Origin of the sequence: Bradyrhizobium sp. Ec3.3 (assembly GCF_000472925.1) — a bacterium.
Taxonomy (GTDB): Bacteria; Pseudomonadota; Alphaproteobacteria; order Rhizobiales; family Xanthobacteraceae; genus Bradyrhizobium.
Genome location: NZ_AXAS01000054.1, coordinates 1 through 23,375, shown reverse-complemented (window position 1 = coordinate 23,375; position 23,375 = coordinate 1). Strand labels below are relative to the sequence as shown.

At 60.2% G+C, this 23,375-nt stretch carries 23 protein-coding genes and 2 pseudogenes; 18 read left to right on the top strand and 7 right to left on the bottom strand.

Annotated features, from left to right (window positions below):
• The first annotated feature begins 57 nt into the window (after positions 1-57).
• The 6 genes from YUU_RS0135655 (at position 58) to YUU_RS57065 (ending at position 5,016) form a co-directional block, all read left to right on the top strand.
• Entirely contained in the window at positions 58-225 is a 168-nt protein-coding gene (locus YUU_RS0135655; RefSeq protein ID WP_156944689.1) for a hypothetical protein, read from the top strand.
• Positions 195-1,631 (top strand): NAD(P)/FAD-dependent oxidoreductase, encoded by a 1,437-nt coding sequence (locus YUU_RS0135650; RefSeq protein WP_371260537.1) that lies wholly within the window; start codon positions 195-197, stop codon positions 1,629-1,631. The genes YUU_RS0135655 and YUU_RS0135650 overlap by 31 nt, the downstream gene beginning before the upstream one ends.
• A 15-nt stretch (positions 1,632-1,646) precedes the next feature.
• Positions 1,647-2,090 (top strand): hypothetical protein, encoded by a 444-nt coding sequence (locus YUU_RS0135645; RefSeq protein WP_027526640.1) that lies wholly within the window; start codon positions 1,647-1,649, stop codon positions 2,088-2,090.
• 176 nt (positions 2,091-2,266) lie between these two features.
• Positions 2,267-3,667 (top strand): cytochrome ubiquinol oxidase subunit I, encoded by a 1,401-nt coding sequence (locus YUU_RS0135640; protein ID WP_027526639.1) that lies wholly within the window; start codon positions 2,267-2,269, stop codon positions 3,665-3,667.
• Positions 3,667-4,677 (top strand): cytochrome d ubiquinol oxidase subunit II, encoded by a 1,011-nt coding sequence (gene cydB / locus YUU_RS0135635; RefSeq protein ID WP_027526638.1) that lies wholly within the window; start codon positions 3,667-3,669, stop codon positions 4,675-4,677. The genes YUU_RS0135640 and cydB overlap by 1 nt, the downstream gene beginning before the upstream one ends.
• 126 nt (positions 4,678-4,803) lie before the next feature.
• Complete coding sequence (locus YUU_RS57065; RefSeq protein WP_371260536.1) at positions 4,804-5,016, top strand: bacterioferritin-associated ferredoxin; 213 nt, start codon at positions 4,804-4,806, stop codon at positions 5,014-5,016.
• Positions 5,017-5,173: 157 nt separating this feature from the next.
• Here YUU_RS57065 and YUU_RS0135630 read toward each other — a convergent pair whose 3' ends face one another.
• A complete protein-coding gene (locus YUU_RS0135630) occupies positions 5,174-5,575 on the bottom strand; it encodes a hypothetical protein (protein WP_027526637.1) in 402 nt (133 codons plus the stop codon).
• A gap of 224 nt (positions 5,576-5,799) precedes the next feature.
• Here YUU_RS0135630 and YUU_RS0135625 point away from each other — a divergent pair, with 224 nt between their 5' ends.
• A complete protein-coding gene (locus YUU_RS0135625; RefSeq protein ID WP_027526636.1) occupies positions 5,800-6,675 on the top strand; it encodes an alpha/beta fold hydrolase in 876 nt (291 codons plus the stop codon).
• Between the two features lie 147 nt (positions 6,676-6,822).
• Here YUU_RS0135625 and YUU_RS0135620 read toward each other — a convergent pair whose 3' ends face one another.
• Positions 6,823-7,326 carry a helix-turn-helix domain-containing protein gene (locus YUU_RS0135620; protein WP_084801688.1) on the bottom strand — a complete coding sequence of 168 codons (504 nt, stop codon included), beginning with the start codon at positions 7,324-7,326 and terminating at the stop codon, positions 6,823-6,825.
• Positions 7,327-7,437: 111 nt separating this feature from the next.
• Here YUU_RS0135620 and YUU_RS0135615 point away from each other — a divergent pair, with 111 nt between their 5' ends.
• From YUU_RS0135615 to YUU_RS0135605, 3 genes are read left to right on the top strand one after another with little or no spacing between them, the layout of a single operon-like run.
• The gene (locus YUU_RS0135615; protein WP_027526634.1) at positions 7,438-8,046 is read left to right on the top strand and encodes a VOC family protein; all 609 of its coding nucleotides are present in this window, start codon (positions 7,438-7,440) and stop codon (positions 8,044-8,046) included.
• Between the two features lie 41 nt (positions 8,047-8,087).
• Positions 8,088-8,738, top strand: a complete 651-nt coding sequence (locus YUU_RS0135610; protein ID WP_027526633.1) for an isochorismatase family cysteine hydrolase — start codon at positions 8,088-8,090, stop codon at positions 8,736-8,738.
• On the top strand, positions 8,735-10,108 hold the full coding sequence (locus YUU_RS0135605) for an epoxide hydrolase family protein (RefSeq protein WP_027526632.1): 1,374 nt from the start codon (positions 8,735-8,737) through the stop codon (positions 10,106-10,108). The genes YUU_RS0135610 and YUU_RS0135605 overlap by 4 nt, the downstream gene beginning before the upstream one ends.
• Before the next feature lie 201 nt (positions 10,109-10,309).
• On the opposite strand, the gene YUU_RS0135595 is transcribed toward YUU_RS0135605, so the two are convergent.
• Both YUU_RS0135595 and YUU_RS0135590 read right to left on the bottom strand, forming a co-directional pair.
• A complete protein-coding gene (locus YUU_RS0135595) occupies positions 10,310-10,801 on the bottom strand; it encodes a hypothetical protein (protein ID WP_156944688.1) in 492 nt (163 codons plus the stop codon).
• A 328-nt stretch (positions 10,802-11,129) separates the two neighbouring features.
• On the bottom strand, positions 11,130-11,597 hold the full coding sequence (locus YUU_RS0135590; RefSeq protein WP_156944687.1) for a hypothetical protein: 468 nt from the start codon (positions 11,595-11,597) through the stop codon (positions 11,130-11,132).
• 268 nt (positions 11,598-11,865) lie between these two features.
• Here YUU_RS0135590 and YUU_RS0135585 point away from each other — a divergent pair, with 268 nt between their 5' ends.
• The 3 genes from YUU_RS0135585 to YUU_RS52710 all read left to right on the top strand — a co-directional run bounded on the left by YUU_RS0135585 (position 11,866) and on the right by YUU_RS52710 (position 13,470).
• Positions 11,866-12,387, top strand: coding sequence for a hypothetical protein (locus tag YUU_RS0135585; protein ID WP_156944686.1), 522 nt, complete (start codon positions 11,866-11,868; stop codon positions 12,385-12,387).
• Positions 12,388-12,712: 325 nt separating this feature from the next.
• On the top strand, positions 12,713-13,195 hold the full coding sequence (locus tag YUU_RS52715) for a tetratricopeptide repeat protein (RefSeq protein WP_051390054.1): 483 nt from the start codon (positions 12,713-12,715) through the stop codon (positions 13,193-13,195).
• A gap of 5 nt (positions 13,196-13,200) precedes the next feature.
• Complete coding sequence (locus YUU_RS52710) at positions 13,201-13,470, top strand: hypothetical protein (RefSeq protein ID WP_027526628.1); 270 nt, start codon at positions 13,201-13,203, stop codon at positions 13,468-13,470.
• A gap of 124 nt (positions 13,471-13,594) precedes the next feature.
• Here YUU_RS52710 and YUU_RS0135570 read toward each other — a convergent pair whose 3' ends face one another.
• The 3 genes from YUU_RS0135570 to YUU_RS0135560 form a co-directional block, all read right to left on the bottom strand.
• Positions 13,595-14,323, bottom strand: a complete 729-nt coding sequence (locus YUU_RS0135570) for a hypothetical protein (RefSeq protein WP_027526627.1) — start codon at positions 14,321-14,323, stop codon at positions 13,595-13,597.
• A gap of 7 nt (positions 14,324-14,330) precedes the next feature.
• A complete protein-coding gene (locus YUU_RS0135565) occupies positions 14,331-15,440 on the bottom strand; it encodes a tetratricopeptide repeat protein (protein WP_027526626.1) in 1,110 nt (369 codons plus the stop codon).
• A gap of 317 nt (positions 15,441-15,757) precedes the next feature.
• Positions 15,758-16,588 carry a hypothetical protein gene (locus tag YUU_RS0135560; RefSeq protein ID WP_027526625.1) on the bottom strand — a complete coding sequence of 277 codons (831 nt, stop codon included), beginning with the start codon at positions 16,586-16,588 and terminating at the stop codon, positions 15,758-15,760.
• 598 nt (positions 16,589-17,186) lie between these two features.
• Between YUU_RS0135560 and YUU_RS61595 the strand changes: the two are divergent.
• The 5 genes and pseudogenes from YUU_RS61595 to YUU_RS52695 all read left to right on the top strand — a co-directional run.
• Positions 17,187-17,705, top strand: a pseudogene (locus YUU_RS61595) (adenylate/guanylate cyclase domain-containing protein); the annotation flags it as partial.
• A gap of 1,071 nt (positions 17,706-18,776) precedes the next feature.
• Entirely contained in the window at positions 18,777-19,784 is a 1,008-nt protein-coding gene (locus YUU_RS61590; RefSeq protein ID WP_245288188.1) for a tetratricopeptide repeat protein, read from the top strand.
• A gap of 123 nt (positions 19,785-19,907) precedes the next feature.
• Positions 19,908-20,387, top strand: coding sequence for a DUF1036 domain-containing protein (locus tag YUU_RS0135540; RefSeq protein ID WP_084801687.1), 480 nt, complete (start codon positions 19,908-19,910; stop codon positions 20,385-20,387).
• A gap of 518 nt (positions 20,388-20,905) precedes the next feature.
• Positions 20,906-21,763, top strand: a pseudogene (locus YUU_RS62840) (adenylate/guanylate cyclase domain-containing protein); the annotation flags it as partial.
• Between the two features lie 1,276 nt (positions 21,764-23,039).
• Positions 23,040-23,375: Crp/Fnr family transcriptional regulator (locus tag YUU_RS52695; protein WP_156944685.1), on the top strand; the 336-nt coding region annotated here is incomplete at its 3' end.

Genomic DNA, 23,375 nt, shown 5'->3' with positions numbered 1-23,375 from the left:
CGCGTCGGGCCGCCGCGGCACCAAGCGGAAATGCGTCGCGCTGATATGAAACACGTCTTGAGCATGATCACGTTCGTCCTGGGAGCCCTGGGCTTCGTGGTGTTCCTGACCACGTTGAAGCCAGAGCCGCTCAGTGCAGTCACGGCACTGAGCAAGTCCGCAAATTGCAAAATGGCGGCTTCTCGCGCGCCGGGATGCCGCGAACCCGAATGGCTGGCGCGTTGAGAGCATCACAAAAGCTTGCTGACGCAGTGGACGACAAAGAATACGAACGAGGTGAACCAATGTGTGCGATTCAGGCTGAGACCCGGCCCTACGAAGCAACCGCCAATGTCGAGGCTCCCCACCGAGAGCGAAAGCGGGTCGTCGTCATCGGAGGTGGCTTTGCCGGGATCGCCGCGACGCACGCGCTGCGGCACGCTGATGTCGATGTCGTCCTGATCGATCGCCGCAACCATCACATATTTCAGCCGCTGCTCTATCAGGTGGCGACGGCAGTCCTCTCGCCGGCCGAGATCGCAGCGCCGATCCGTCAGCTCGAGGTCAAGCAACGAAACCTCAGCGTGCTCCTGGCGGAGGTCACCGGCGTCGATGTTGCTTCCCGCACCATCGAGGCGTCCTCCCCTGGCGTGGGCGTCCGCAAGATCGCCTACGACTATCTGGTGGTCGCGACCGGCATGCGCCCGAGCTACTTCGGGCACGATGAGTTCGCGCGATTTGCCCCGGCGCTCAAGAGTCTCAACGACGCCGAGACGATCCGAGCCAAACTCCTGAGCGCGTTCGAAGTTGCCGCAACGACCGAGGACGCAAGCGAACGCGCGCGCCAGATGACATTCGTGCTGGTCGGAGCAGGCCCCACCGGCGTAGAACTCGCGGCATCCCTCGCGCAAATGGTGACGGTTACACTGCGCGGAAACTTTCGCCATATCGACCCAGCGCACGCCAGCATCATTCTGCTCGACGCAGGGCAGCGGGTTCTGCCGACCTTTGCTGAGCCACTGTCGCGCAGGGTGACCCGACGACTCACGAAGCTCGGCGTGAAGGTCTTGACCGGAGCGAAGGTCGAGACCGTCGACGCGGAGGGCGTGGTCGCCGGCGGAAGCCGGATTCCGAGCGCCACGGTGCTGTGGACCGCTGGGGTTGCGGCGTCGCCTATTCCAAAGATGCTCGGCACCAAGACCGACCGCGCGGGACGCGCACTCGTTGATCCCTTCCTGAAGGTCGTAGACGCGCCGGGCGTGTTCGTCGTGGGCGATGCGGCGTCGGTCATGCAAAACGAACATCCGGTGCCGGGCGTGGCGCAGGCCGCGATCCAGGAAGGACGCTACGTCGGGCGGCTGATCGCGAAGGAGCTGAAGGGCCAAAAAGAGAAACGTCCGTTCCATTATTTCGACAAAGGCAACATGGCGGTCGTCGGCAAGAATTACGCCGTGCTAGAGCGAGGCTGGCTGCGGACAAGCGGGTCCCTGACCTGGCTGGTGTGGGCGTGCGTTCACATCCTCGCCCTGCCGCAGCTACAGAATCGCCTGCGCGTGCAGCGGCAGTGGCTTTGGTCGTATTTCACCGGCCAGCGCAGCTCGCGCCTGATCCCCGAGCCCGCGCGGGTCGCTACTCCCGGGTCCGATCATTGAGGGGCCGCTTGTGCCATGAACACGGTCTACCTCCCTGCATTGGCAGCGTTGGCGGGGTCGACGATCGGCGGCCTTACGTCGTTCGCGTCAGCCTGGCTCACGCTACACCATCAGGATCGCGCAAAGCGGCTGTCGGGGGAAAAGACCAGACGACAAAAGCTGTACAAGCAATTCATCGATGAGGCCTCGAAGCTCTACGCCGACGCGCTCGTCCACGATCAGGCGGAGGTCTCCGCACTGGTCAGCGTCTACGCGCTGATCAACCGGATGCGTGTCGTATCAAGCACCGCCGTGATCGAGAAGGCGGACGCGGTCATTCATTTGATCATCGACACATATTTCTTGCCCAACAAGTCCCTTTCTGAAGTTCGCGAGCTGATGAACGGCCACGCCGTCAATCCGCTGCGGGCCTTCAGCGAGGAATGCCGGGCCGAGTTGCATGCGCTCAATGACCGTTGAGCGTGCGCTCAGCGTAGATGCTTCCTCCACTTTGAAGAATTTGCCGCGATTTGGCAGCGTTTACTCATGCATCCGCACTGCGCGGTCTATTTTCAACGAGCCTGAATGCTTTGCAGGCATTTGAGGGCTCCTTTCGGTCGCTCTCTCAACATTACCGTAACACAAGAGGTCCAGCGATGCACTTTGATCCAGTTCTGTTATCACGCATCCAGTTCGCCTGGGTCGTCGCCTGGCACATTCTGCTTCCAGCGTTCACCGTCGGATGTGCGTCCTTCATCGCCGTCTTCGAGGGCTTGGGCCTTGCGACCGGACGCGAAGTCTATGTCCGCAATTCGATATTCTGGACCAAGATCTTCGCCATTGCATTCGGCATGGGCGTCGTGACAGGCCTGATCATGCCATTCCAGTTCGGCACCAACTGGAGCCGCTATGCGTCCGCAGCTGGCGACGTCCTCTCGCCGCTATTTGCATATGAGGGCCTTACGGCTTTCTTCCTGGAAGCCGGCTTCCTCGGCGTCCTGCTGTTCGGCCGCAAGCTGGTGCCGCCGTGGGCGCACTTCTTCGCCGCCTTCATGGTGGCGATCGGGACGTTGTTTTCCACTTTCTGGATCCTGTCCGCCAATAGTTGGATGCAGACGCCGGCGGGTTATGAGATCGTCAATGGCCAGTTCATTCCGACAGACTGGATCAAGGTAATCTTCAATCCGTCATTTCCTTATCGGCTCGCGCACACGGCGTTCGCATTCTTCACGACAACCGGATTCGTCGTCCTCGGTGTGGGCGCATACTTGTTGCGGCGCAATCGATCCGTCCTGGAAGCACGCACCATGATGTCGATGGCGCTGTGGGCCCTGACCTTTCTTGTGCCGCTGCAGATGGTGATCGGCGATATGCACGGCCTCAATACCCGCAAATATCAGCCTGCAAAACTGGCAGCCATTGAATCGCGTTGGGATACCGCCAAGGGTGTGCCGCTGACAGTCTTTGCGATCCCGGATGACAAGGCCGAACAAAACAAGTTTGCCATTGAAATTCCTTGGCTCGGAAGTCTGATCCTGACGCACGACCTCCATGGCGAGGTGAAGGGTCTGAAGGATTTCCCCGCCGATCAACGTCCGCCGGTCGCAATTCCATTCTTTGCCTTCCGCGCGATGGTCGGATGCGCGGGCCTGATGCTGGGGCTCGTGCTTCTGGGCGGCTGGTTACGGTGGCGCGGGCAACTCTATGACACACGGCTGTACCTCTTGGCTTGTCAGTGTGCGATTCCGCTTGGCTTTATCGCGGTCGTTGCCGGATGGTTCGTGACCGAAGTCGGCCGGCAGCCGTGGACAGTCTATGGACTCTTGCGCACGGCAGCCTCGGTCACGCCGTCTCTGACAGGCCATGACGTTACGCTGTCGCTCCTGGCTTACATGGCGGTCTATCTGCTGATCTATCCCAGCGGGGTCATCCTGTTGGCTCGGCTTGTTCGCAAGGGCCCGCTCGAGAGCAGTGAAGCGGCTACGTCAATCGAGGCTGGAATAGCTGCGGCGCCGGTCCTGGCTCCCGCAATCAACGTCGTGAAAGGAGAAGTGTGATGACCGAGGTGCTCGATTTGGTTCCGATCTGGACAGTGATCCTTGCACTGGCCGTCTTCTTCTACGTGCTGCTCGATGGCTTCGATCTCGGCGTGGGGATGCTCTTTGGCCTGGCGTCCGATACGCGCTCCCGCAACACCATCATGAACTCGATTGCCCCGATCTGGGATGGTAACGAGACTTGGCTGGTGCTTGGCGGCCTTGGCCTTCTCGCAGCATTCCCGACTGCGTTCGCCGTAATCATTCCAGCGGTGTATTTTCCCATCCTGGTCATGTTGCTCGCACTGGTGTTCCGCGGCGTTGCATTCGAATTCCGGTTTCGCGACGCTGAAAACAAGACGTTCTGGGATCACGCATTCTGCCTCGGATCCGCCACGGCCACGTTTGCGCAAGGCGTCGTGCTTGGCGCATTCGTCCAGGGCTTCCCGGTCCGCGACGGACAATTTGCGGGAACGTCCTTTGCGTTTCTCACGCCCTTTTCCATTCTGACTGGCGTCGCCTTGATGTTCGGCTACGGCCTTCTCGGCGCCGGCTGGCTTATTCTGAAAACGGACGGTGCCATTCAGGCCGCTGCACGTCGCCAAGGCCGCATCTGCCTCGTCGGTGTCGTAACCGCGATCGCGATCGTGAGCATCTGGACCCCAATCATGAGCCCCGCGGTGGCGGCGCGCTGGTTTAGCTGGCCCAACATCGCGCTGTTCGCACCGGTACCCGTACTGTCCGGCATGATCGCGCTCGGGACATGGCGGTCTCTCGGCGGCAAGGTCGAGGCGGCGCCATTTTTTGGTGCGATCGCACTCTTCGTCCTGGCCTACATTGGCATGGCGATCAGCCTGTTTCCGATGATCGTGCCCTACCAGCTGACACTGTGGGAGGCCGCCTCGTCGCCGCGCACTCAGGCCTTCCTTCTGGTGGGAACGCTGTTCCTGATTCCTGTCATCCTGACCTATTCGAGCTGGTCATATTGGGTGTTTCGCGGAAAGGTTCGCGCCGATGTGGGGTATCACTGATCGTCTCTTGGCAATCTGCTAGGTCAAGCGCTGAAACGACCCATCATTGGACCACGATGTAGACCACTATTTGCCTGGGGCAGTGATGGGTCGGCAGCGGATTAGATCCACTCGCACGATGACGGAATGCCAGAAAGCGCACTCAGAATGATCATCTGCTCATGCAATGTTGTCAGCGATCATGACATCAGAGAGGCTGTCACCTCGGCTGATGCCGAGCTAAATTCGACTGCGCAGGTCTACAATTGCCTCGGCTGCTTGGTGCATTGCGGACTTTGCTCCCGCTCGGTCAGAAGAATCTTGCGGCACAAGCCTCTGCGCGATCTCTCGTCGGCCTAGATGCGGCGGCCGACCACACGATCTCCAACGGTCGGCAGCGGCGGCCGTCCGTATTGAGAGACAAGTCCAGACGAGCGACTCTCTGCTCGCAAATTCCACGGTCACGCTTTGGCAGACAGGCGCCCGCGCATGACGTCCAAGCAAGGCCCTGCATATCTCAAGGTTTCGGCTGCATGCCCTGCAAAAAGCGAAGCGGGTTGAGCGGGCCGATGGGTATCAGTTCGAAGCTCATCATATGTGCTTTACCCAAAGGCAGCTTTTCGAGCATTTCGTGAGCGACGGCCGGATCGGTGACGTTGATGATGAACGCCACACCCGGCTTTCCCTGTAGGGAGTACCACTGCTCGATCTTGCCATCGAGGTAGAGGTCGACAGTTTCCCGAACTTCATCCGGCAGGACAGCAAAGACCTGCGACTGTTCAAAACCGGGATTGATGGTCCCGATGGCGAGAATTTTGGTCGTCGGCGTCGTTTTCATAGCGGTTCCTTGTGCGTTTGCGGAATTGAAGCCGACAAGGCAGCCAACAAGTGCCAATGCGGCGGCATAAACGAGTTTCATGTTGTCTCCTCTCCGTGTGTCGCTCGGGCGACTTTGTGAACCCGTTGGGGGAGCATCGGCTACAAGGCAGCCGGATAGCAATGATAATCGCCTCTTCCGCGATGGAAAGGACAGTCGACTTGCAGACATCGAGCGAGCGAGCCAAAAATGACGCGATTGACCCGATGCAGACGTGAGCAACTTCATCCACGAGAAACACAGCAAGCAGCGAAAGGATGTGCGTCATGTCACAGCCAGTGAACGACGACGCGATCGACTTCTTTGAGATCGACAAAGATATCACGCTCAGACGAATGGTTCTGCGCCACTCGAACCCGAAAGGGACCGTTCTCTTCCTGCATGGGTTTCCGGAGACCCTGTATGCCTGGAAGGACGTTGCCAAGGCTCTAGCTGATGACTATGAGGTCCACGCTTTCGACTGGCCAGGTTACGGACTCTCATCGAGGCCAACGGTCGACAGGTTTTCTTATGCGCCCAGGGACTACGCGCGTGTTCTGGATCGATACATTGAGAAGGCGGGCATCGACACATCGAAGCTCACGATCTACGCAACCGATATCGGAGCGCTGCCGACGCTCCTGCTGGCCGTGGAAAAGCCCGACATCGCAAGGACGATCATCGTGGGCGATTTCGCCCCGTTCAACAGGCCCCAGTTCATGTATGCGAGCCTGCAAAGCCTGAAGGCGGGACCTGCGATGGACCAGGTCCGCGCCAACCTGAACAGCAATCGCGACGAGATCCTGGAGAACACCTTCACGCGAGGTTTGCCCAAGGAAGGCCATTTTGAAGTCGCGCGTGAATTCAAGGACGACATGTCCCGAGGATGGACCCAGGGAGCGATGACGACGGCAGACGCGTTCTCCCACTACTACTCGCACTTTACGCGAGACCAGGATCACTTTGAATCGCAACTGGCCCGGCTCGAGACGCCCGTGAGGGTGGTTTGGGGGGAGAAGGATCTCTACATCAACAAGGAGATGGGAGTAGAGCTCGCCGAAAGGCTGCACGCGGAGCTGACCCTTCTTCCGGGCATGGGGCATTTCCCCCACCTGCAGAATCCAAGGCTGGCCATCGATGAGATTCGTGCTGCATTCCGATGAGTCGGCACGTTCAGTCGAAGTTCGTGGACCGACATGGCAACGTCCAATGTGTCTGTATGTCCCTTCGCGAACCTCACGGGATGCTTCTTGCGAGTTTGAGAGCGTTGGGGCGGCATGACGCGACGGTATCGCGCGGGTGCGGAATATCTAGCGGTTCGCCTTGAAAGATTCCCACCGCGCGTCGCGCTCTCGTTGGTATTTGGGAGCCCGCTCGGCGACCAGATCCTCGCGATGAAGCGGCTTACCACAGGATTCGCAGGTCGGACCAAGGCCCGCCGGCTTGCCGCAGGTGAGATGCGTATAGTTCACTGCGCGGCCTTCCTTAGGCGACTTGCACCAGGTCTCTCCCCAGGCGCGTAACGCCATGATCACGGGATAGAAGGCCTCGCCTTTCTTCGTGAGTTGATACTCGTGGCGCAGCGGCCGCTTGCTGTAGGCACGCCGTTTCACCATGCCGTCCGCTTCCAGCTTCTTCAGTCGCGCCGCGATCATTTGCGGTGTGGCACCCGTTTGCGCCTGGATCTCCTCGAAGCGGTGCATCTGCATGAACAGCTCGCGTAGGATCAATATCGTCCAGCGATCGCCTACGACTGTCTCGGCGCGTGCCACGGGGCAGAGTGTTCGGTCAGCAGTATTGTCATTCATCGTCATCACGTTTTCTTCATCGTGCTTTTGCCTATGACTTTCATAGCAATATGGAACGGCGTCGGTTCAATTGCAACGGGCCGCCTTTGGCGCCCGGTTCGTCGAGAGGAGCGAACCATGACCACCGCAAGCAAGGACGCAAAACCCGGCAAGGTCGACATGAAGCTGGAAGTCACAGTCATTCCCGTTTCAGACGTCGACCGCGCCAAGCGCTTCTATGAAACTCTGGGTTGGAGGCTCGACGCCGATTTCGTCAGGGCCGACGGATCCAGGGCTGTGCAATTCACGCCTCCGGGCTCACCGGCCTCGATCCATCTCGGCACGGGACCGGCGCTACCCCGCTTTCTCATCGTGAACGACATCCAGGCGGCCCGCGCCGAGCTGATCTCTCGCGGTATCGAAGTGAGCGAAGTGTTTCACCGCGGACCGCAAGGTCCCATCCCGGGTCCCGATCCGGAACGTCCCAGCTACGGCTCGTTGGCCACGTTCAACGATCCGGACGGGAATGTCTGGCTGCTCCAGCAGGTCACGCAGCGGCTGGCGGGTCGCGTTAGCGAAGATCAGGCGACATTCGCCTCGCCAGCCGATCTCACCGCAGCACTCCGTCGCGCGGCCGTCGCTCATGGCGAACATGAGAAGCGGGCGAGCGGACCCGATGCAAACTGGCCGGACTGGTACGCCGATTACATCATGCGAGAGCAGACCGGCCAAAAGCTGCCCGACTGAATCCGATGCAACCGGCCGCATGGCGGCCCGAGGAGGCGACAGTGACCGAGACCGTCTATCCACGCGGGAGAACCGCTCTGCTTTTCGTCGATCCTTACAATGATTTCTTGTCCGAGGGCGGCAAGGTCTATCCGCGCATCAAGCCGATCGCCGATGAGGTTGGGCTACTCGACAACCTTCGCCGGCTGGATGGCGCCGTCCGTGCCGCGAGCATCCAGGTCGTGATCGTTCCGCATCGCCGGTGGGAGCCGGGCGACTATGAGCACTGGGACCATCCCAACCCCACGCAGCGGAAGGTCATGCATGTACACCACTTCGCGCGTGGCGAATGGGGCGGCGAGTGGCATCCTGACTTCGCGCCAAAACCAGGCGATATCGTCGCCAGCGAACATTGGGGTCAAAGCGGCTTCGCCAACACCAACCTGGATTTCCAGCTGAAGCAGAAGGGGATCACCCACGTGATCGTAGTCGGGCTGCTCGCCAATACCTGCATCGAGTCCACCGCCCGCTACGCCATGGAGCTCGGTTATCACGTCACGCTGGTGCGCGACGCCACGGCTGCTTTCACGCACGACATGATGCATGCCGCCCACGAGCTGAACGGCCCGACCTACGCCCACTCGATCCTGACAACCGCCGACGTGATCGCGGCTTTGCCGGCCGCGTCCCATACTGAGGAGATCGCCAAATGACTACGCAATCTCGCAAGCCAATTGCAATCGCCGCAGTGGAGCCAAAGCATGAGACTATCGACCACGACAGGCGCAAGCTGCTTCTCGGCGCTGCCACAGGATTTGCTGCGGCAGGAGTAGCCAACCTGTTTGCGCTACGTCGGGCGCCGGCCGCAACGGGCGACGATCTCCGTCCCTTCCGTATCGATATCCCGGAAGTCGATCTCGTCGACCTGCGCCGTCGCCTGGCGGCGACGCGTTGGCCCGACAAGGAGACGGTTGCCGACGACTCCCAAGGCGTGCCGCTGACAATGCTCCAGGACCTCGTCCGCTACTGGCAGACCGATTACGACTGGCGGAAGGTCGAAGCTCGGCTCAATGCCCTGCCGCAGTTCATCACCGAGATCGACGGGCTCGACATCCACTTCATTCACGTCCGCTCGAAGCACGAAAACGCGTTGCCGATGATCGTGACGCATGGCTGGCCTGGCTCGGTCATCGAGCAGATGAAGATCATCGATCCCTTGACCGATCCGACCGCGCATGGCGGCGTCGCGGAAGACGCCTTCCATCTGGTGATCCCTTCGATGCCCGGCTACGGGTTCTCGGGCAAGCCAACCACGAGGGGCTGGGATCCGCAGCGCATCGCGCGCGCCTGGGTCGTGCTGATGAAGCGGCTCGGCTACAAGAGGTTCGTCGCGCAGGGTGGCGACTGGGGCTCGCCCGTCTCCAATGAAATGGCAAAACTGGGCGCGCCGGAATTGGTCGGTATCCATGTCAACCTGCCCGGCGTCGTTCCGCCCGAGATCTTCAAGGCGGTCGCATCGGGGAATCCCGCTCCGGACAATCTTGCTCCGGATGAGAAGCGCGCCTTTGACCAGCTCAAGATTCAATTCGCAAAGCGGCGCGCCTACGCGCAGATCATGGGGACGCGTCCGCAAACGCTGGCAGCCTTGACGGATTCGCCGGCCGGCCTTGCAGCCTGGCTGCTCGACCACGGCGATGGCTTTGCCCAGCCGGCCTCGGCGATGCAATCGGCGGTGCTCGGGCGCGCCGTCAACGGGCACTCCGCGGGTGCGTTGAGCCGCGACGACGTGCTCGACAACTTCACGCTGTACTGGGTGACCAACACGGCAATTTCCTCTGCGCGGCTCTACTGGGAAAACAAAGCAAACCTCTATCTTCCTGCCAACGTCCCGATTCCGGCCGCCGTGACGGCATTTCCCGGCGAGAGCTTCGTGGCGCCCCGGAGTTGGGCCGAGAAGGCCTATCCCAAGCTGATCTACTTCCATCAGGCCGAGGCCGGCGGTCACTTTGCGGCGTGGGAGCAGCCCGAGATCTTCAGCAGGGAGGTCCGCGACGCGTTCCGGCCCCTTCGCAAGGCAACTTGAAGACTTCGCATGGCGCGCCGAGACCATGAGCACGCACAACAGATCGAGCGAGCGGCGTTGCGACATCGATCAACGCATCCCGCTCAGCCGTCAGGAAGAAGATCGTCATGGCCAAACTTGTGATCATGGGGAGCATCGAGGTCGCGCCCGAAAAGCGGGATCAGGTCGTCCCGCTGTTGATGGCCCATCGCGCGCGATGCCTTAAAGATGAACTTTGTCGAGGGTGGACTTGTCTTTCTCGATCTGCACCCGGAATTCGAACGCATCCAGGCGCTTATATGCATCACCAAATACATTCTCGGTCGCGTTCGAGAGTTTTTGCATGAGCGCCTTCATGTCAGGATCGGACAGGTCCGGGATAAGTGTTACCGCGAGCGCTCCTGCCGTTCTGATCAGCCGGGTCGCGCTCTCCTTGTCGCCAGGCAGCTCGACCTCTACCCGCTCGACCGGTCCATTTGCCTCACCTGCCCGAGCTTTTATCGCGATGCCATTTGCAAGCGTGTAGTAGCAACTGACGGCCTTAGAGGAGCGTTCGTCCTTCATGCAACGGCTCAGCTCCATTCGCAGTGCGCCTCCTCTCTTTGCTGCCGCGGCGTTGAAGCTCTCGTGCAATCGGTCGACCGGCAGCGCCGACTGCGCCGTTTGTTGAGCCAGAATAACAAGGCCGAGCGCGGCCACGGACTTGAGGGACACGGGAGCGCAGATCATCGGAATCGCTCATGGTGATGTTCGGGGATCGATGGCTTGCCGAAAGTAGAGAAAGCCTAGCGCCTCGCCATGACCCAAACGGGTCAGTTCGCCGCCATTCACTCTGGGGCGCGGCAAGGCGGACTGGGGTCGCCCTTATGCTCGGGTGTTTCATTACCTCGACTTGTTCGCACACGAGACGGCTCGCAACCATCTGAATCAGTGTTCAAGACGGAGACGCATCGACAGGCGGAGCTCGTCGCATCAAGATCAAGCAGCAGTGGCGATCGAAGGTGACATGGGCCCCCGCACGTGCCGCTGGAGAATCGGGTCCTTACTTCAGACCGGACGCAATCCCAGTGGGACGTGCCCCCAGGACTGAGCCGTCGCTATCGGATCGGCACTGAAACCGGAGGCCCTTTGTTTCGGTGTATGCCCATTCGCGCTCCCTTGAAAGGGCCATTGTCAGGCACTTCAACGATTCAGATGATGCTTCTTGGGAGGTAATAGGGGGGAATGCAGAGGCTATAAACAGCCCGACCGTCTCGTAGTAATCGGCTGACGGCGTTTTCTTGCGCGACTCCGCGACGACGCCGATCGCCTTGTGATCTTCACACATAACCGCGAGTGTTTCGACGCTCGGATGTTCGACATAGGTTCCGATCGCCAATCGGTACGAAATCTTTCCGCCGATCTTTGCGGCCGCTTCCGCAGCTTTGGAATCGCATTCGTCGGCCAACGTCGCGGTCGAGAACAGCATCGACCCTGCAATCGCTATAATTCTAAGCTTCAGCGAACTCATGGATGATATCCCCTCCCGGAATGCAGCGAATGAAGCGGCAGGCAACGTACTGAAGCGGGGTTTGAAAAGCTCGACATGTCCCGGCAAAGCGAACTCGCAGCGCTGGCCGGCCGGCTGGTGCCGCAACGATCATCGTCGCAGTGCACGCCGCTGCACCACCGGCCGACTCGAACGGTGAGCGGATAGAGTTGCGGAGAAAATCGCACCCCGAATGACCCATTTGGGTCATGTCCGTGAGCTCGGCGGCGACGCAGATTGCGGGCCAAACTTGGTGATGTCCATGTCACGATCGTGCGGAGCGCTTTCTATCCTTCTCGCCACGGCGGCGCTGCTGCTGGCCTTCCCCGGCTACGGCATCGCCGGATCGTGGAAGCTTGAATTCGACTGGCGAGATCAACCTTCCTTGACCTATTCGGAGAACGGCAAGCTCATCTTCCTGCTCGGCTGTGGTCACGCCTTTGCACTGCATGTGAAATATCCGGGCACGCCGAAAACATCCGGCAGCGCATCCGTCGAAATCAGGAATGGCCGCGCCCGCATGACATTGCGCGGCGAATTCGAAGAGCCCTCCGGGGACGATCAAACCACATTCATCCAGTGGGACCTTGGGTTTGCGAGGCAAGACGCGGACCTCTATGGACGGCGCTGGGACAGGGTGAGATCGCGCCTGCTCGACCTGATCGCAAAAGCAGACCCGCTGACGATCGCGAGCGGACAACAGCACTATGACATCCCGCACATCGACGTTTCCGGCTGGCGCCGCCCGATCGAAAAATGCGGCCGGGTTTAGCCAAGTGCTGGACGTCGCTCCCACAGCCTGCTTCGTTACAGCCCGATGCACCACCGAGCAGAGATTCGCTGAGATCACACTGTGTATTTCAGCTCCCGAATATTGAAAGCATCCGGATGAAGAGATCGCCGTTCTCAAAAGCGTTGCTTGTGCTCGCCACAGCCCCCTCCTGTGCATCGCGCTCCCGGAGACCGACGTCGCTTTTGCCGAGGTGGCTCCAGAATGGGATATTTGTGACCCTCGCGTTCCAACCTCCCCCGATGAGCGCATTCGCGGCTGTACCAAATTGATTGAGTCGAGCGCGGAAAGTACGCGCAATCGCGCAATGGCCTACAGCAACCGGGGGAACGCCTACCAAGACAAAGGTGACCTCGACCGCGCTATCGCCGACCATAGCCAGGCCCTCGCTCTCGATCCGAAAAATGCGCCGGCCTACAATAACCGCGGTAATGCCTACGCGCTAAAAGGCGACCTCGATCGCGCCATCGCCGACTACAACCAGGCCATCGCCATCGATCCAAAATCTGCAAAGCCCTACAACAACCGCGGCCGTGCCTACCGAGACAAAGGCAACCTCGACCGCGCCATCGCCGACTACAGCCAGGCCATCACCATCGATTCCAAATATGCGAATGCCTATTTTAGCCGTGGCCGTCTAAACCTTGCCTTGGGTGCGCCGGCCAGGCCGTCGCCGATCTCGCCCAATACAATCAGCTTAGCCCCAACAATGCCTACGGCGCCCTGTGGCTCGAGATCGCCACCCGGCGCAGCAATCTGCCGAGCCGCCTGGTCGAGGCAAGCCGGCTGATCGACATGACCAAATGGCCGGTGCCGGTGACCCGCCTCTACCTCGGACAGGACACGCCCGAAGCGGTGCTAATTGCGGCCGATAGCGGCACCGCCGAGACACGGCAGAACCAGCTCTGCGAGGCGCGCTTCTATGTCGGCGAGCTCGCCCTCCAGCAAGGCAGGAAGGCCGAGGCCGTGCGGCTGTTCCGGCTCGCCGCCGCGGACTGTCGGAAGAGCTTCATGGAATACAGCGGGGCGATGGCGGAGCTGAAGGCATTGGACGAGCGGCCGTAGGCGATGTTCAGGAAAGCAGGGTGCTGCGGCCTTGGCACAGCCAACCGAACCTGATCCCGTCATTGCGACCGCTCTATCGGCACACGGCTCGCGCACGAGACGAGAATGATGCATGTGAGTCGCGTCATGCACTGTCAGGCCTCTTGATGATCTTCAAATGCCGCGCGAGCGCTTTGACCAATTCCGGATCCGCCTCGCTCCTGTTCGGCTCCGGCTTGAACGCGTAGGCCTCTTTGATCTTATACCGGCCGCTGTCCCTCGCTTCGATCTTGCCGCGGTGAAAGGCCACGATGTCGCTAAAAGGGGACTCGAGCTCTTCGGCGGTCAATTCGGCTGCCAGCGCTTCGGCGGCCTGCCAGCTCGCGGCGCGTCGCAGAACGTCGAGCAGCAGCAGGCGGGTGTCGATCGATGTGATGCGACCTCCCCCGAGATGGCCGGCGGCCTTGAGGCGCAGTGCTACCGCATCGGCCTCCCGGCCTCTGTCGTCGGCGACCCAGGCCGCGCAGAGCGTATTGTGGAAGGCTGATCTGCGGTCCCCGTAATAGGCGTCCTGTGCCGCGCGGACCAGGAAGCGGCGCGATGCCGGCTCGGCCAAAGGATCGAGCGAAGCAGCCCGGAATTCCGGCGTATCGACAAAGCAGCGCGCCTTCGCATCGCCCTTGTCGATGCTCGGGGCGACATAGCCGCAGTAAGGGCATTCCTGTAGCCAGCTGCCAATGGTCGAGCGAAACATGCCCGACGGCCGCTGGTCGAGGTCGCGCGAGCCGAACGAGTTCGAGCTCATGAGCTCCCAATGTTCGGAGACCTTGCCACAGCAATAGCACTCCCGTTTCCTTTGGTCGTAGTCCGTCATGTGCGATCTAGCCCGAAGTTCCCCAACGTTTCCTCAAATTGCTCCGGAACGTCTCCTGCGCCTGGACAAGCTGCTCCAGGATGCCCGCGCCATAGAGCACCTCCCTGTTGCCGGACAGACCCGCGATGCCAGAACGATAGATCGGCTTCTTGGCATCGAGGAACGTCCGCAGCACCGCAAAGCTTCGCTCCAGCATCGGCTCGGCTTTCTCGGCGCTCTCGTCCGCATATCCTTTCGCCAGCTCCGCGAGGACCCAGAGCAAGGCCGCGGCATCATCGCCGTATGCCTGCTCGCATATCGCAAGCAGGCGCTTCAAGAGCGGCTCGGCCTTCCAAAATTCCCGGCAGTCCACATAGGCGCGTATCATGGCTTCGAGCGCCTTCTGCACCTCGAGGCTGTCCGGCGCAAACCTCTCTTCCAGCAGGGTCAGGCCGCGCTCGAAGGCGGTTACCGCTTCGTGGATATGTCTGGCTCTGGTCCCGGAGCGCTGCAGCTTACTCGCATTGGCATAGACGATGGCGGACGATAGCAGTGCCCGTGCGACTTCCTCGCTTCTCTGTCCGAAGACTTTTTCCTTCAGCTCCAGGCTGCGCTGAAGATCCGTCCCGGCGTCCTTCCATTTCTCCAGCCGCGCACTCGTCTCGGCCAGGAGATCGACGGCGGTTGCGACTTCGACGCTGACGGCGCCGCAGAGCTTTTGCTTGATCGCGATGCTTCGCTCCAGGAATGACCTGGCCTTGGAATAAGGCCCGTTCGATGCGTAACGTCGGGCAAGGGCTTCGCATTCCGCTGCGACCTCCCGGCTCGTCTCGCCGAAAATGACGGTCTTGACTGCCAGCCGCCGCAGCTGAAGCGGTTCGACGTATTCGAAGTCCACGCCTCCCGCCTTACCGATCCAGGTGTTGAGGTCGGAAAGGGTGACTTCGGGACCATGCAAGGCTTCCTCGATTGCAAGACAGCGCTCGAGAAAGGGAATGGCATCGATGGGATCTTCATACTGGCAGATCACCCGGACGAGCGATCTCAGGGCGACCGCGACCTCGTCACTGACCGGCCCGAAACGCTCTTCGAGCCCCGCAATGTGCTTGAGGTGATTGGGTGCGTAGAAAGATGTCATGGCAACCGGATCAACGTGCGCAAAAAAATGGCGACGGTGAATAAGCAGCGCGACCTCGCGGCTCGGGGAGAGCTGCTCGGCAGCACAAATCGTGTTCGGCGTGAAGCGCTTCGGGTGTCGGTCAATTAACCCTCCTCCTCGACAGGGAGTTCGAAGAGAAACGCCCACGGACGCGGATCGACCTCCAATACCGCCAAGACTAAGTCGGTCGGCTACCTGGAGTACTGATCGGCTTCGTCTCAATCGCCGAGTAGCTTCTCTTCAATCTCGACTTGCGAATGCTTTGGGAATCGACATTCCAAGGTCTGCGACGACTTTCAACATCCCGCGTCCTTATGCTCGCTGCGGAGCTTTGCCAACAGCTCGGCTGTTCGAGGATCGTCGGCCGTAGCCTCGAGCTGCTTCTCGTACAACTTGCAGCGTAGACTATCCTTCGCAATACCTTTTCGCGATTTCGGCGCTTGCGCCAGGCTGTGCGGAGGCTTGGCAGCTTCTCGCCGGGCGATTGCGGCGTCATCCAGCGCAATCTTCTCGTTGCGAACGTCCCCGGCCTTTCTGAATTCGGTAGCGGCTTCCCGAAAGCGATCTTCGGCGGTCGACCAATCCGCGGGTCCTCCTCCCGGTTCGCGCGCCACGCGCGCAGCCGCCTGCCCGGCGCTGAACAGCGTGCGTGCATATCGGGCAGCCGCTTCCGCCTTCGCTCGGTCAGCGGGGTCCGGCATTGCCTCTCTGCTCGGTTTCGGTGCCACGGTGGAAGATGGTGACGGCGATGCAGGTACCTCGCGACTGATGCCAAGAATGTCGGCAGTCACGTTAGCAGCTGCCCCTAAAGGACGCCCCTTCTTCGTCACGACGATTCCGCCTCGCGCCGTCATTGTGCCGTTAGGCTGAAGCGTGTAGTCGGTTTTATACATCCCATTGTCATAAGTGAGCACGTTTCCCGAACAGGTCCAGGTCCCCTGAACGCAGGCGGAATTGTCACTGCATAGTGCTCGACCATCGCCGAGGATCGTCGAAGTGCTCATGATCCCCGCGATGCCTTGATGGGTCCACACGCCAATAAACTTGCCCGCGCAGCTCGCAGGCGGCGCAGCCTCAGCAGGCGCAGCACAGATCAACAACAGCGAAATGGCGATCGAGCGTCTCATAACAGCCCCCCAAGCAAGTCCACCCTCCCCAATCATGCGTAGCTCCTACCATCGTCGTCAATTGGAGAACCATTCAGGCGACGACAGATCGACGTGTTCTGTCGGGCTGCTGCCTGAGACCGAAGCGTAGCTGCGCCGTTGCACGAGGCTCTCCTCATTCGGTCTGGGCGGCCGCACCACCAAGGCGTGGCTGTCGATGGACCGTCATGACCCAAATGAGCTAGGCGCGGATATTTTCCGGGCCGACGACGTTGGCAAGGGGCGGAAGCACTGCCGGCTTCTCATATTCATCGATCTCTGGCGTCTGTTCCTGAGCCGACCTCTACAGAACACGCTTGGGCCTCCCGACATGATCGGCGGCAGTATCCTTATACTCGTGTATGGCCAGTGATCGGAAGGCCGCATGACCCATTTGGGTCATGCTCCCAGCTTGGCGTTCAACTATGCCCTGAACCATTTAGTTTCCGGAGCATGAAGGATTGCCATGAAACGCTCCCAGGTCGGCGCGACGTTGCTTTTCACGGCGGCCTCGCAGGTGCATGCCTGCGACAAGGCAGCAGGGTCGCCCAACCATGCCGCAGGATGCATTTAGATCGTCATGAAGCGCAAGATCGCCGCCATTTTTGCTGCCGATATCGCTGGCTATAGCCGCCTGGTTGCCGAGGACGAAGAAGAGACGCTTCGCAGACTGAAGGCCTATCGGAAGGTCACCGACGAATTTATCGTCGAGGCCGGCGGGCGGATCTTCAACACCGCTGGCGATGCCGTGCTTGCCGAGTTTCCCAGCGCAGTCGATGCGGTGCGATGCGCCATCGACATCCAGGAAAGCCTCCGGACCAGGAACAGCGCCTTCCCACCCAGCCGGCAGATGAGCTTTCGGATAGGCATCACGATCGGCGATGTTCACGAAAGTGATGGCGATTTGCTTGGCGAAGGCGTGAACATTGCTGCGCGTCTCGAAGGCTTGGCAGACGTCGGCGGCATTTGCGTGTCACGCGGTGTCTACGAGCAGGTTGCAAACAGAGTCTCCGTCCCATTCACAGACATGGGAGCGCAGCCGATCAAGAATATGGACCCGGTGCACGCCTATATGGTCGGAAACCAAACCGGGGATGGCAAGGCACGCAAATCCGGCAAGTCGCCGCGGGACTTTCTAGCCACCCTATTCAAGCGCGTTGACAAGCACAGTGAGGGTAGCGCCGCCGGACAGAGCTGGACCGCAAGGCTTGGAACGGCATGCGACCGACAAACACTCCAAGAGGCTCTTGTCGTGCTGCTCGCGCTGGTCGCTCTATCCAAGGTGCCGGATGCGGCAACTCACGCGCCCGCCGGCATGCTGACGTATGTCGTCATTGGGCTTCTGAGCGGCATGGTCGTTCTCGTCGCTATCTGGCTCCTTGATCGAAGGCTGCAACTCGGTTGGACGGACCGCGGCAAGGCAGCGGTGGCTTATGGCGCGATCTGCTGGCTTGGCCCCGCTTCCATTCCGATACTTCGTTATGTCGGCCTGGGCAGCTACGACGCGGGTTACATTGCGTCAACGGAGCTTTCATTCTTCCTTGGCTGCGTGGGCGCAAGCGCGGCTTTATGGCGCAAGTTCCGAGACCGCACGGTCTTGGCGGCATTGATGCTCATTGCGCTCTTGCTCGTCTATCGGTATGCGGTTTTTCACTCGTCCGTGGGTACACTCTCTCTCATCGTCATCCCGCTACCCGTCGTACTCGCGGGATGTCTACTGACCACGCCGCAATCGCGCGTGTCCTCCGCCCTGGACGCGGCCACAATCACCCTCGTATGGCTGATTCCATTCGCCATGGGGCTGCTCCTGGCGGCCGTCTCGAGACTGATATCCTTTCCAACCATCTTACAAGGAGATAGTCTCATCTATTTCTTTGCCATGGCACTGCCTACAGCGTTGGCGTGGCCAGCCGCCCGTCTCGCTCGTCCGGGCTTCACCTGGTCAACGGTATCTGCCCCAGTAATCTTCGACAGGAACCTGAAGGCAGGAGCGATCATCCTCACGGGAATTTACGTCGTCGCTTTTGCCACGACCTCGGCAGAACGCAATACGCCTTTCTCTCGGTGCGCCTCAGAGAATGGCGTCGACGCATGTAACACCGTCATCGATTCGCTTCAGACTTCTACTGAGGATCGCATCAACGCTCTCGAGATTCGTGCCGATCGATATATGAACGATTCGAAGTGGGACCAGGCGATCGCCGACCGGACGAGGTTGATCGAACTCGATCCCAAGAACCCGGAACGCTACACTGCGCGGGCCGAGCTTTGGGACAAGATCGACTCCTATGATCAGGCTATTGCGGACTTTGATGCGGCGGTTGCGCTGCAGCCAAACAATCCGAAGCTCTATTTGGGCCGCAGCAGTCTTTGGAAGGAGAAAGGCGACGCAACTCGGGCTTTAGCAGATCTGAATCAGCTCGTTCGACTAGAGCCGTCGGCAGAGAACTTCGCCAAGCGCGCCGAATTCAATGTGGCTAGTGATCGCGCCGCGGCCGCGTTGAACGACTATGGCATGGCGATCAAGTTGGACCCGAAGAACGTCAGCTATCTCAAATCAAGAGCCGACTTGCTGGAGCGCAAAGGCGAGGTTGATGCAGCTCGAGCCGACTACATGTCCATCATACAACTATACGATGCCACGATTGCGAGTGCGCCGACGTCAGAAGCTGCCTACGAACGCGCAACACTTTGGAGACGGCTGAAGGACTACCAGAAGGCTCTCGCTGACTACAGTTTGGCGATCCGGCTCGATCCAAACGATAAATATAACTTCGATAGCCGCGCACATTTGGTGCAGGAAATGGTCGATGGCGCACCCCAAGTGATGAAATATCTCGACGAGTTTGTCTCCAAAGAGCCGACGTTCGCGGATAATTATAGAATTCGAGCGGAGTACAGGGACGAGAGCGCAATAGACAAGAATTTGACGGACTACGACCAGGCGATTCGCATCAAGCCGGACGATGTGGATTTGCGGTTGGCGCGGGCCGCCTTGCTCGAAAAGAAGGGCAATCTCGCCGGAGCGATCGCCGACTATGATCGGGCCGTGCAGATCGACCCGAGGAATGCGCAAGCGCTCTATCGGCGTGGCATGGCGAAATCGAGCAGGGGCGATCGGACGGGCGCCGCTGATATTGCCGCCGCCAAGGCGCTGGATCCGGACATCGCCAACTGAACACAGCGAGGCGGCGCGGGCCGCTGAGCAGAGACGACGCGAGCTTCCCGGTTGGTTCCGGGTAATGCCCCTCAAGAACACTTCTTGATATCAAGCCGGCTCACGCCGTCACAGGAGAAATAAGTGCACGCAAACTATCGTTCATTGCTCGGACAGGCCGCCGCTTGCGGCATCGTCGTGCTGCTAACGTGCGTGAACGCCGGCACTGAACCGGCATCCGCGGATGCGCTGGCGACGTCGACCCTGAGAGTATGCAACAAGGCTGGAGAGAAGGTTTCCGTGGCGCTTTCCTATCGCGACGCGGAAGAGAGCGAGTACTTCGTCGTGCGAGGCTGGTTCAACCTTGATGACGGCGAATGTACCTCGCAGCGCATGGTCAGTGGGTCGGCCTATTTGTTCGGCGCATCGGACACGGGCACGTGGGACGGATCGGTCCCGATCTGTATCGAGCGCCAGCAATTCATGCGCATGCGGACCCCGAACTACACCTGCGGACCGGACGAACTGAAGAACTTCCGGGAATTGAACGTCGTCACCGGGACGCTTACGTTTAACCTGCTAGACGACGACAGCGATGACGACGAGGAAGAAAAAGGCGACTGAATTTCCTCGATTCTCACGTGGTTGCCCCACGACATGACGAGCAGAGATGACTGCGAAGGCAATCAAGTTTTGACTAGCTCATTTGGGTCATGTCTCACGGTGGTCACAATGGACGACCCCAGCGCCCACCCTACAGAGCATTCAAATGGTCGGCTTATGACCGGCTTACCAAGAAGGATTCGCGCCTATGTCTTACCGACGAACTCTTGTGCTCGCAGCGATTGCGGTTGTCGTTGTCGCCCTGCTCGGCGTGACGAAGCCCGGCCGATCCATATTGGCAGAGCTTGGTTTTGCCACCGCCTGCGACGGCGCCTGCAACTAGGATCGCGTCTTGCTAAACAGCCGAATCGTGACGCGAAGTCGATTCGGGCTACGGTACGACTGGTGCGTCGAAACCACAGCGATCCGCGTGCAGGCACTGGAGGCCTTGCCTGTTTAGGATGCCGTGAAGAGCGCGTTGACTTCGCTCACGATTATCACGAAAAATTGCCGTAAAGGATTTCTGGGAAGCAGCATCGATGAGGCGCAAGATTGCGGCGATTTTTGCCGCCGACATCGCGGGCTACAGCAGACTTGTCGCCGAGGACGAGGAGGAGACGCTGCGCCGCCTCGCCGCCTACCGCGAGGTGGTTGATGATTTTATCGCCAAGGCGGGCGGCCGTATCTTCAATACCGCCGGAGATGCCGTCCTTGCCGAGTTTCCCAGTGCTGTCGAGGCAGTACGTTGCGCCATCGACATCCAGGAGAGTCTCCGTACCCGGAACATGGCTTACCAGCCCACCCGGCATATGAGCTTCCGTATCGGCATTACTATCGGCGACGTCGTCGAACGGGACGGCGATCTTCTCGGCGATGGTGTCAACATTGCCGCGCGGCTGGAGGGCCTCGCTGAGGTAGGTGGCATCTGCGTCTCGCGTGCAGTCCACGAGCAGGTAGCTAATAGGCTCTCAGTCGAGTTCGCCGACATCGGCGCCCAGGAGCTTAAGAACATCCCGACGCCGGTGCACGCCTACAGGGTCGCGATGCCCGGTGAGGGTGGCACCGTCGGCACACGTCCGCCCCCGGTCCAACCGCCGCCGAAGAATCGAGCCGCTGCACACGGTTGGGCCTGGCCGTTGGCCGCGACGCTGATGTGCTTCGCCGTGACCGGCACCGCCGGTTTCGTCTATTTCGAGAAGATCAGGGCGACAGTCGCGCCGGCCGCCGTGCCAACGGCGAAGACTGCGGAAAGAGCTCCCGAGGGAACGTACGCGGCACCGGCCGCGGTACCGACGCCTGTCCTGATTCCGCCCGCCGTGCCGGCCGCGCGGCCTCCCGAGCAGCCCGGTACGGCGCTCGCGACGGTCCCGCCGCGGGCGCCCGAAGCGGAGTCTATGCCGCCGGCGCCATCGGCCTCCCCCGCGCGCTCATGCGACGAGATCGCCGGCGAGGTGAACGAATCGGAGAATACCCATTCGGGTCCAACCCTGAAGAAGAACATCTTCTTTATCGATGCAACGCCAGGGTGCCGCATCACCGCCGTCAGACCCGACGTGATCAGGCAGGTGAATTTCTCGAACCTGAAGATCACGATCCTCGAGAAGGGACGGAAGGCGCGGGGCAACTTCGATCTGCTGACAAATGCAACCAGCACGGCGATGGTGAAGCTGAAATTCAAGGCGTCCCAGGAGCCGGCGATCGACTAGAAACGCAGCCGCCGCGCGGCTTCGGCTGGCCCATGGATCGAGAGCTCTCGCCCCGACTCGCCCAGCTTGGGTGCCCCCTAAAACAACGCAATGGCCGTCAAATGAAAGCGGACCTGATGGCCGTCTCTTGCCCCAGTGCGGCGAGGAGGCGGCGCTCAATTTCGGACAGCTTAAGCGCAATGCGAATTTGACGCTTACCTGTGGCAGGTGCAGCCATGTGCACGTAGCATTCAACGCCGCGTCGATGTCGATGTCGATGTCGATGTACGAACACATGAAGGCGATAGGTCGTCCCGTTGGCAAACCTCCTAAGCCTCACCGGATCGAGCCGATCGTTGTATTTCCGAGCGGGGATGGCACCGAAGTGGTCATGCGTCGATATCAAAACGGCAGTGAGCGCATGTACACGCGACGCACCAAACGAAGGAAATCACCTGATGCCGATCCGGGATCGGATGTAGAACATTGACTGTCCCACTGGGAATTGGAGTGGGACAAAAACCCAAAATTGACTAACTATTTCAATGGGAAATTTTGGAAATGGCGCGCCACTCAGAATAAAACTGCGAACTCGTATTTCATTGAAATTCCTATATAATTTGCACGGAATCGAGCCATTACTCTCGGTTGGGGACGCCGAGAGCTCGTTGCGGCGCCGCACCAGGTTGATCGGTCATGCAGCAGGATGCAGTCCGCAAGTACTGCGCTTTCGGGGAGGAGCAGACGTCGAACGGTAGCCGAAACCCGCAGAGTCGGTCGAGAATGACCCTAAGGCGACCTCGTCCTACTTCCGCTTTGCGCCAAGGGCGGCCTCACCGCAAAAATCGTCTCGGCGAGGCGAATCTCACTCAACTGTGCTCTGAGGGCGCCCGATCGGGAGGTTCTGATCGGCCCTACAGCTCCTGGCGGCGCGATTGGTCAGACGACGCGGTTTGGCGGAGGCCCGGGATTGGTTACGGTCCAATGCATGAATGACAGTCTGATCCTGCTCGCGTCCGACCGTGCCCTGACTCAGATCGCAATGAAACGGCCGCAAATTTGGCAAGCTGTCGCGGCGCTGCTTTATTTGCAGGTGCGCGATCTGCTCCAGCTCGCTGCAGAGGTGATTGCGTTGCCCCCGCGTCAGCGGCTCGCCGCCCGGATCACGCGCCTCGCGCAGGCAGAGGAGCAAGCCGGAAAATACGTGCTATCGCTCAGCCAGGAGGCGCTCGCCGAAATGGTGGGCCTAACTCGGAAGACCGTGAACGGCTACTTGGCCGAATTCGAACGCGAGGGTTTGATCAGGCGCACTTACGGATCAGCC

Bases quoted from the DNA above. Each gene is read 5' to 3' on its own strand.
- YUU_RS0135570 (WP_027526627.1), bottom strand. From the start codon at position 14,323: ATGACGGACTACGACCAAAGGAAACGGGAGTGCTATTGCTGTGGCAAG.
- YUU_RS0135560 (WP_027526625.1), bottom strand. From the start codon at position 16,588: ATGAGACGCTCGATCGCCATTTCGCTGTTGTTGATCTGTGCTGCGCCT.
- YUU_RS0135625 (WP_027526636.1), top strand. From the start codon at position 5,800: ATGTCACAGCCAGTGAACGACGACGCGATCGACTTCTTTGAGATCGAC.
- YUU_RS0135590 (WP_156944687.1), bottom strand. From the start codon at position 11,597: ATGAGTTCGCTGAAGCTTAGAATTATAGCGATTGCAGGGTCGATGCTG.
- YUU_RS0135615 (WP_027526634.1), top strand. From the start codon at position 7,438: ATGACCACCGCAAGCAAGGACGCAAAACCCGGCAAGGTCGACATGAAG.
- YUU_RS52715 (WP_051390054.1), top strand. From the start codon at position 12,713: ATGGCCTACAGCAACCGGGGGAACGCCTACCAAGACAAAGGTGACCTC.
- YUU_RS0135640 (WP_027526639.1), top strand. From the start codon at position 2,267: ATGCACTTTGATCCAGTTCTGTTATCACGCATCCAGTTCGCCTGGGTC.
- YUU_RS0135650 (WP_371260537.1), top strand. From the start codon at position 195: ATGCCGCGAACCCGAATGGCTGGCGCGTTGAGAGCATCACAAAAGCTT.
- YUU_RS0135645 (WP_027526640.1), top strand. From the start codon at position 1,647: ATGAACACGGTCTACCTCCCTGCATTGGCAGCGTTGGCGGGGTCGACG.
- YUU_RS0135620 (WP_084801688.1), bottom strand. From the start codon at position 7,326: ATGACGATGAATGACAATACTGCTGACCGAACACTCTGCCCCGTGGCA.
- YUU_RS0135630 (WP_027526637.1), bottom strand. From the start codon at position 5,575: ATGAAACTCGTTTATGCCGCCGCATTGGCACTTGTTGGCTGCCTTGTC.
- YUU_RS0135565 (WP_027526626.1), bottom strand. From the start codon at position 15,440: ATGACATCTTTCTACGCACCCAATCACCTCAAGCACATTGCGGGGCTC.
- YUU_RS0135605 (WP_027526632.1), top strand. From the start codon at position 8,735: ATGACTACGCAATCTCGCAAGCCAATTGCAATCGCCGCAGTGGAGCCA.
- YUU_RS61590 (WP_245288188.1), top strand. From the start codon at position 18,777: ATGAACGATTCGAAGTGGGACCAGGCGATCGCCGACCGGACGAGGTTG.
- YUU_RS52710 (WP_027526628.1), top strand. From the start codon at position 13,201: ATGACCAAATGGCCGGTGCCGGTGACCCGCCTCTACCTCGGACAGGAC.
- YUU_RS57065 (WP_371260536.1), top strand. From the start codon at position 4,804: ATGCCAGAAAGCGCACTCAGAATGATCATCTGCTCATGCAATGTTGTC.
- cydB (WP_027526638.1), top strand. From the start codon at position 3,667: ATGACCGAGGTGCTCGATTTGGTTCCGATCTGGACAGTGATCCTTGCA.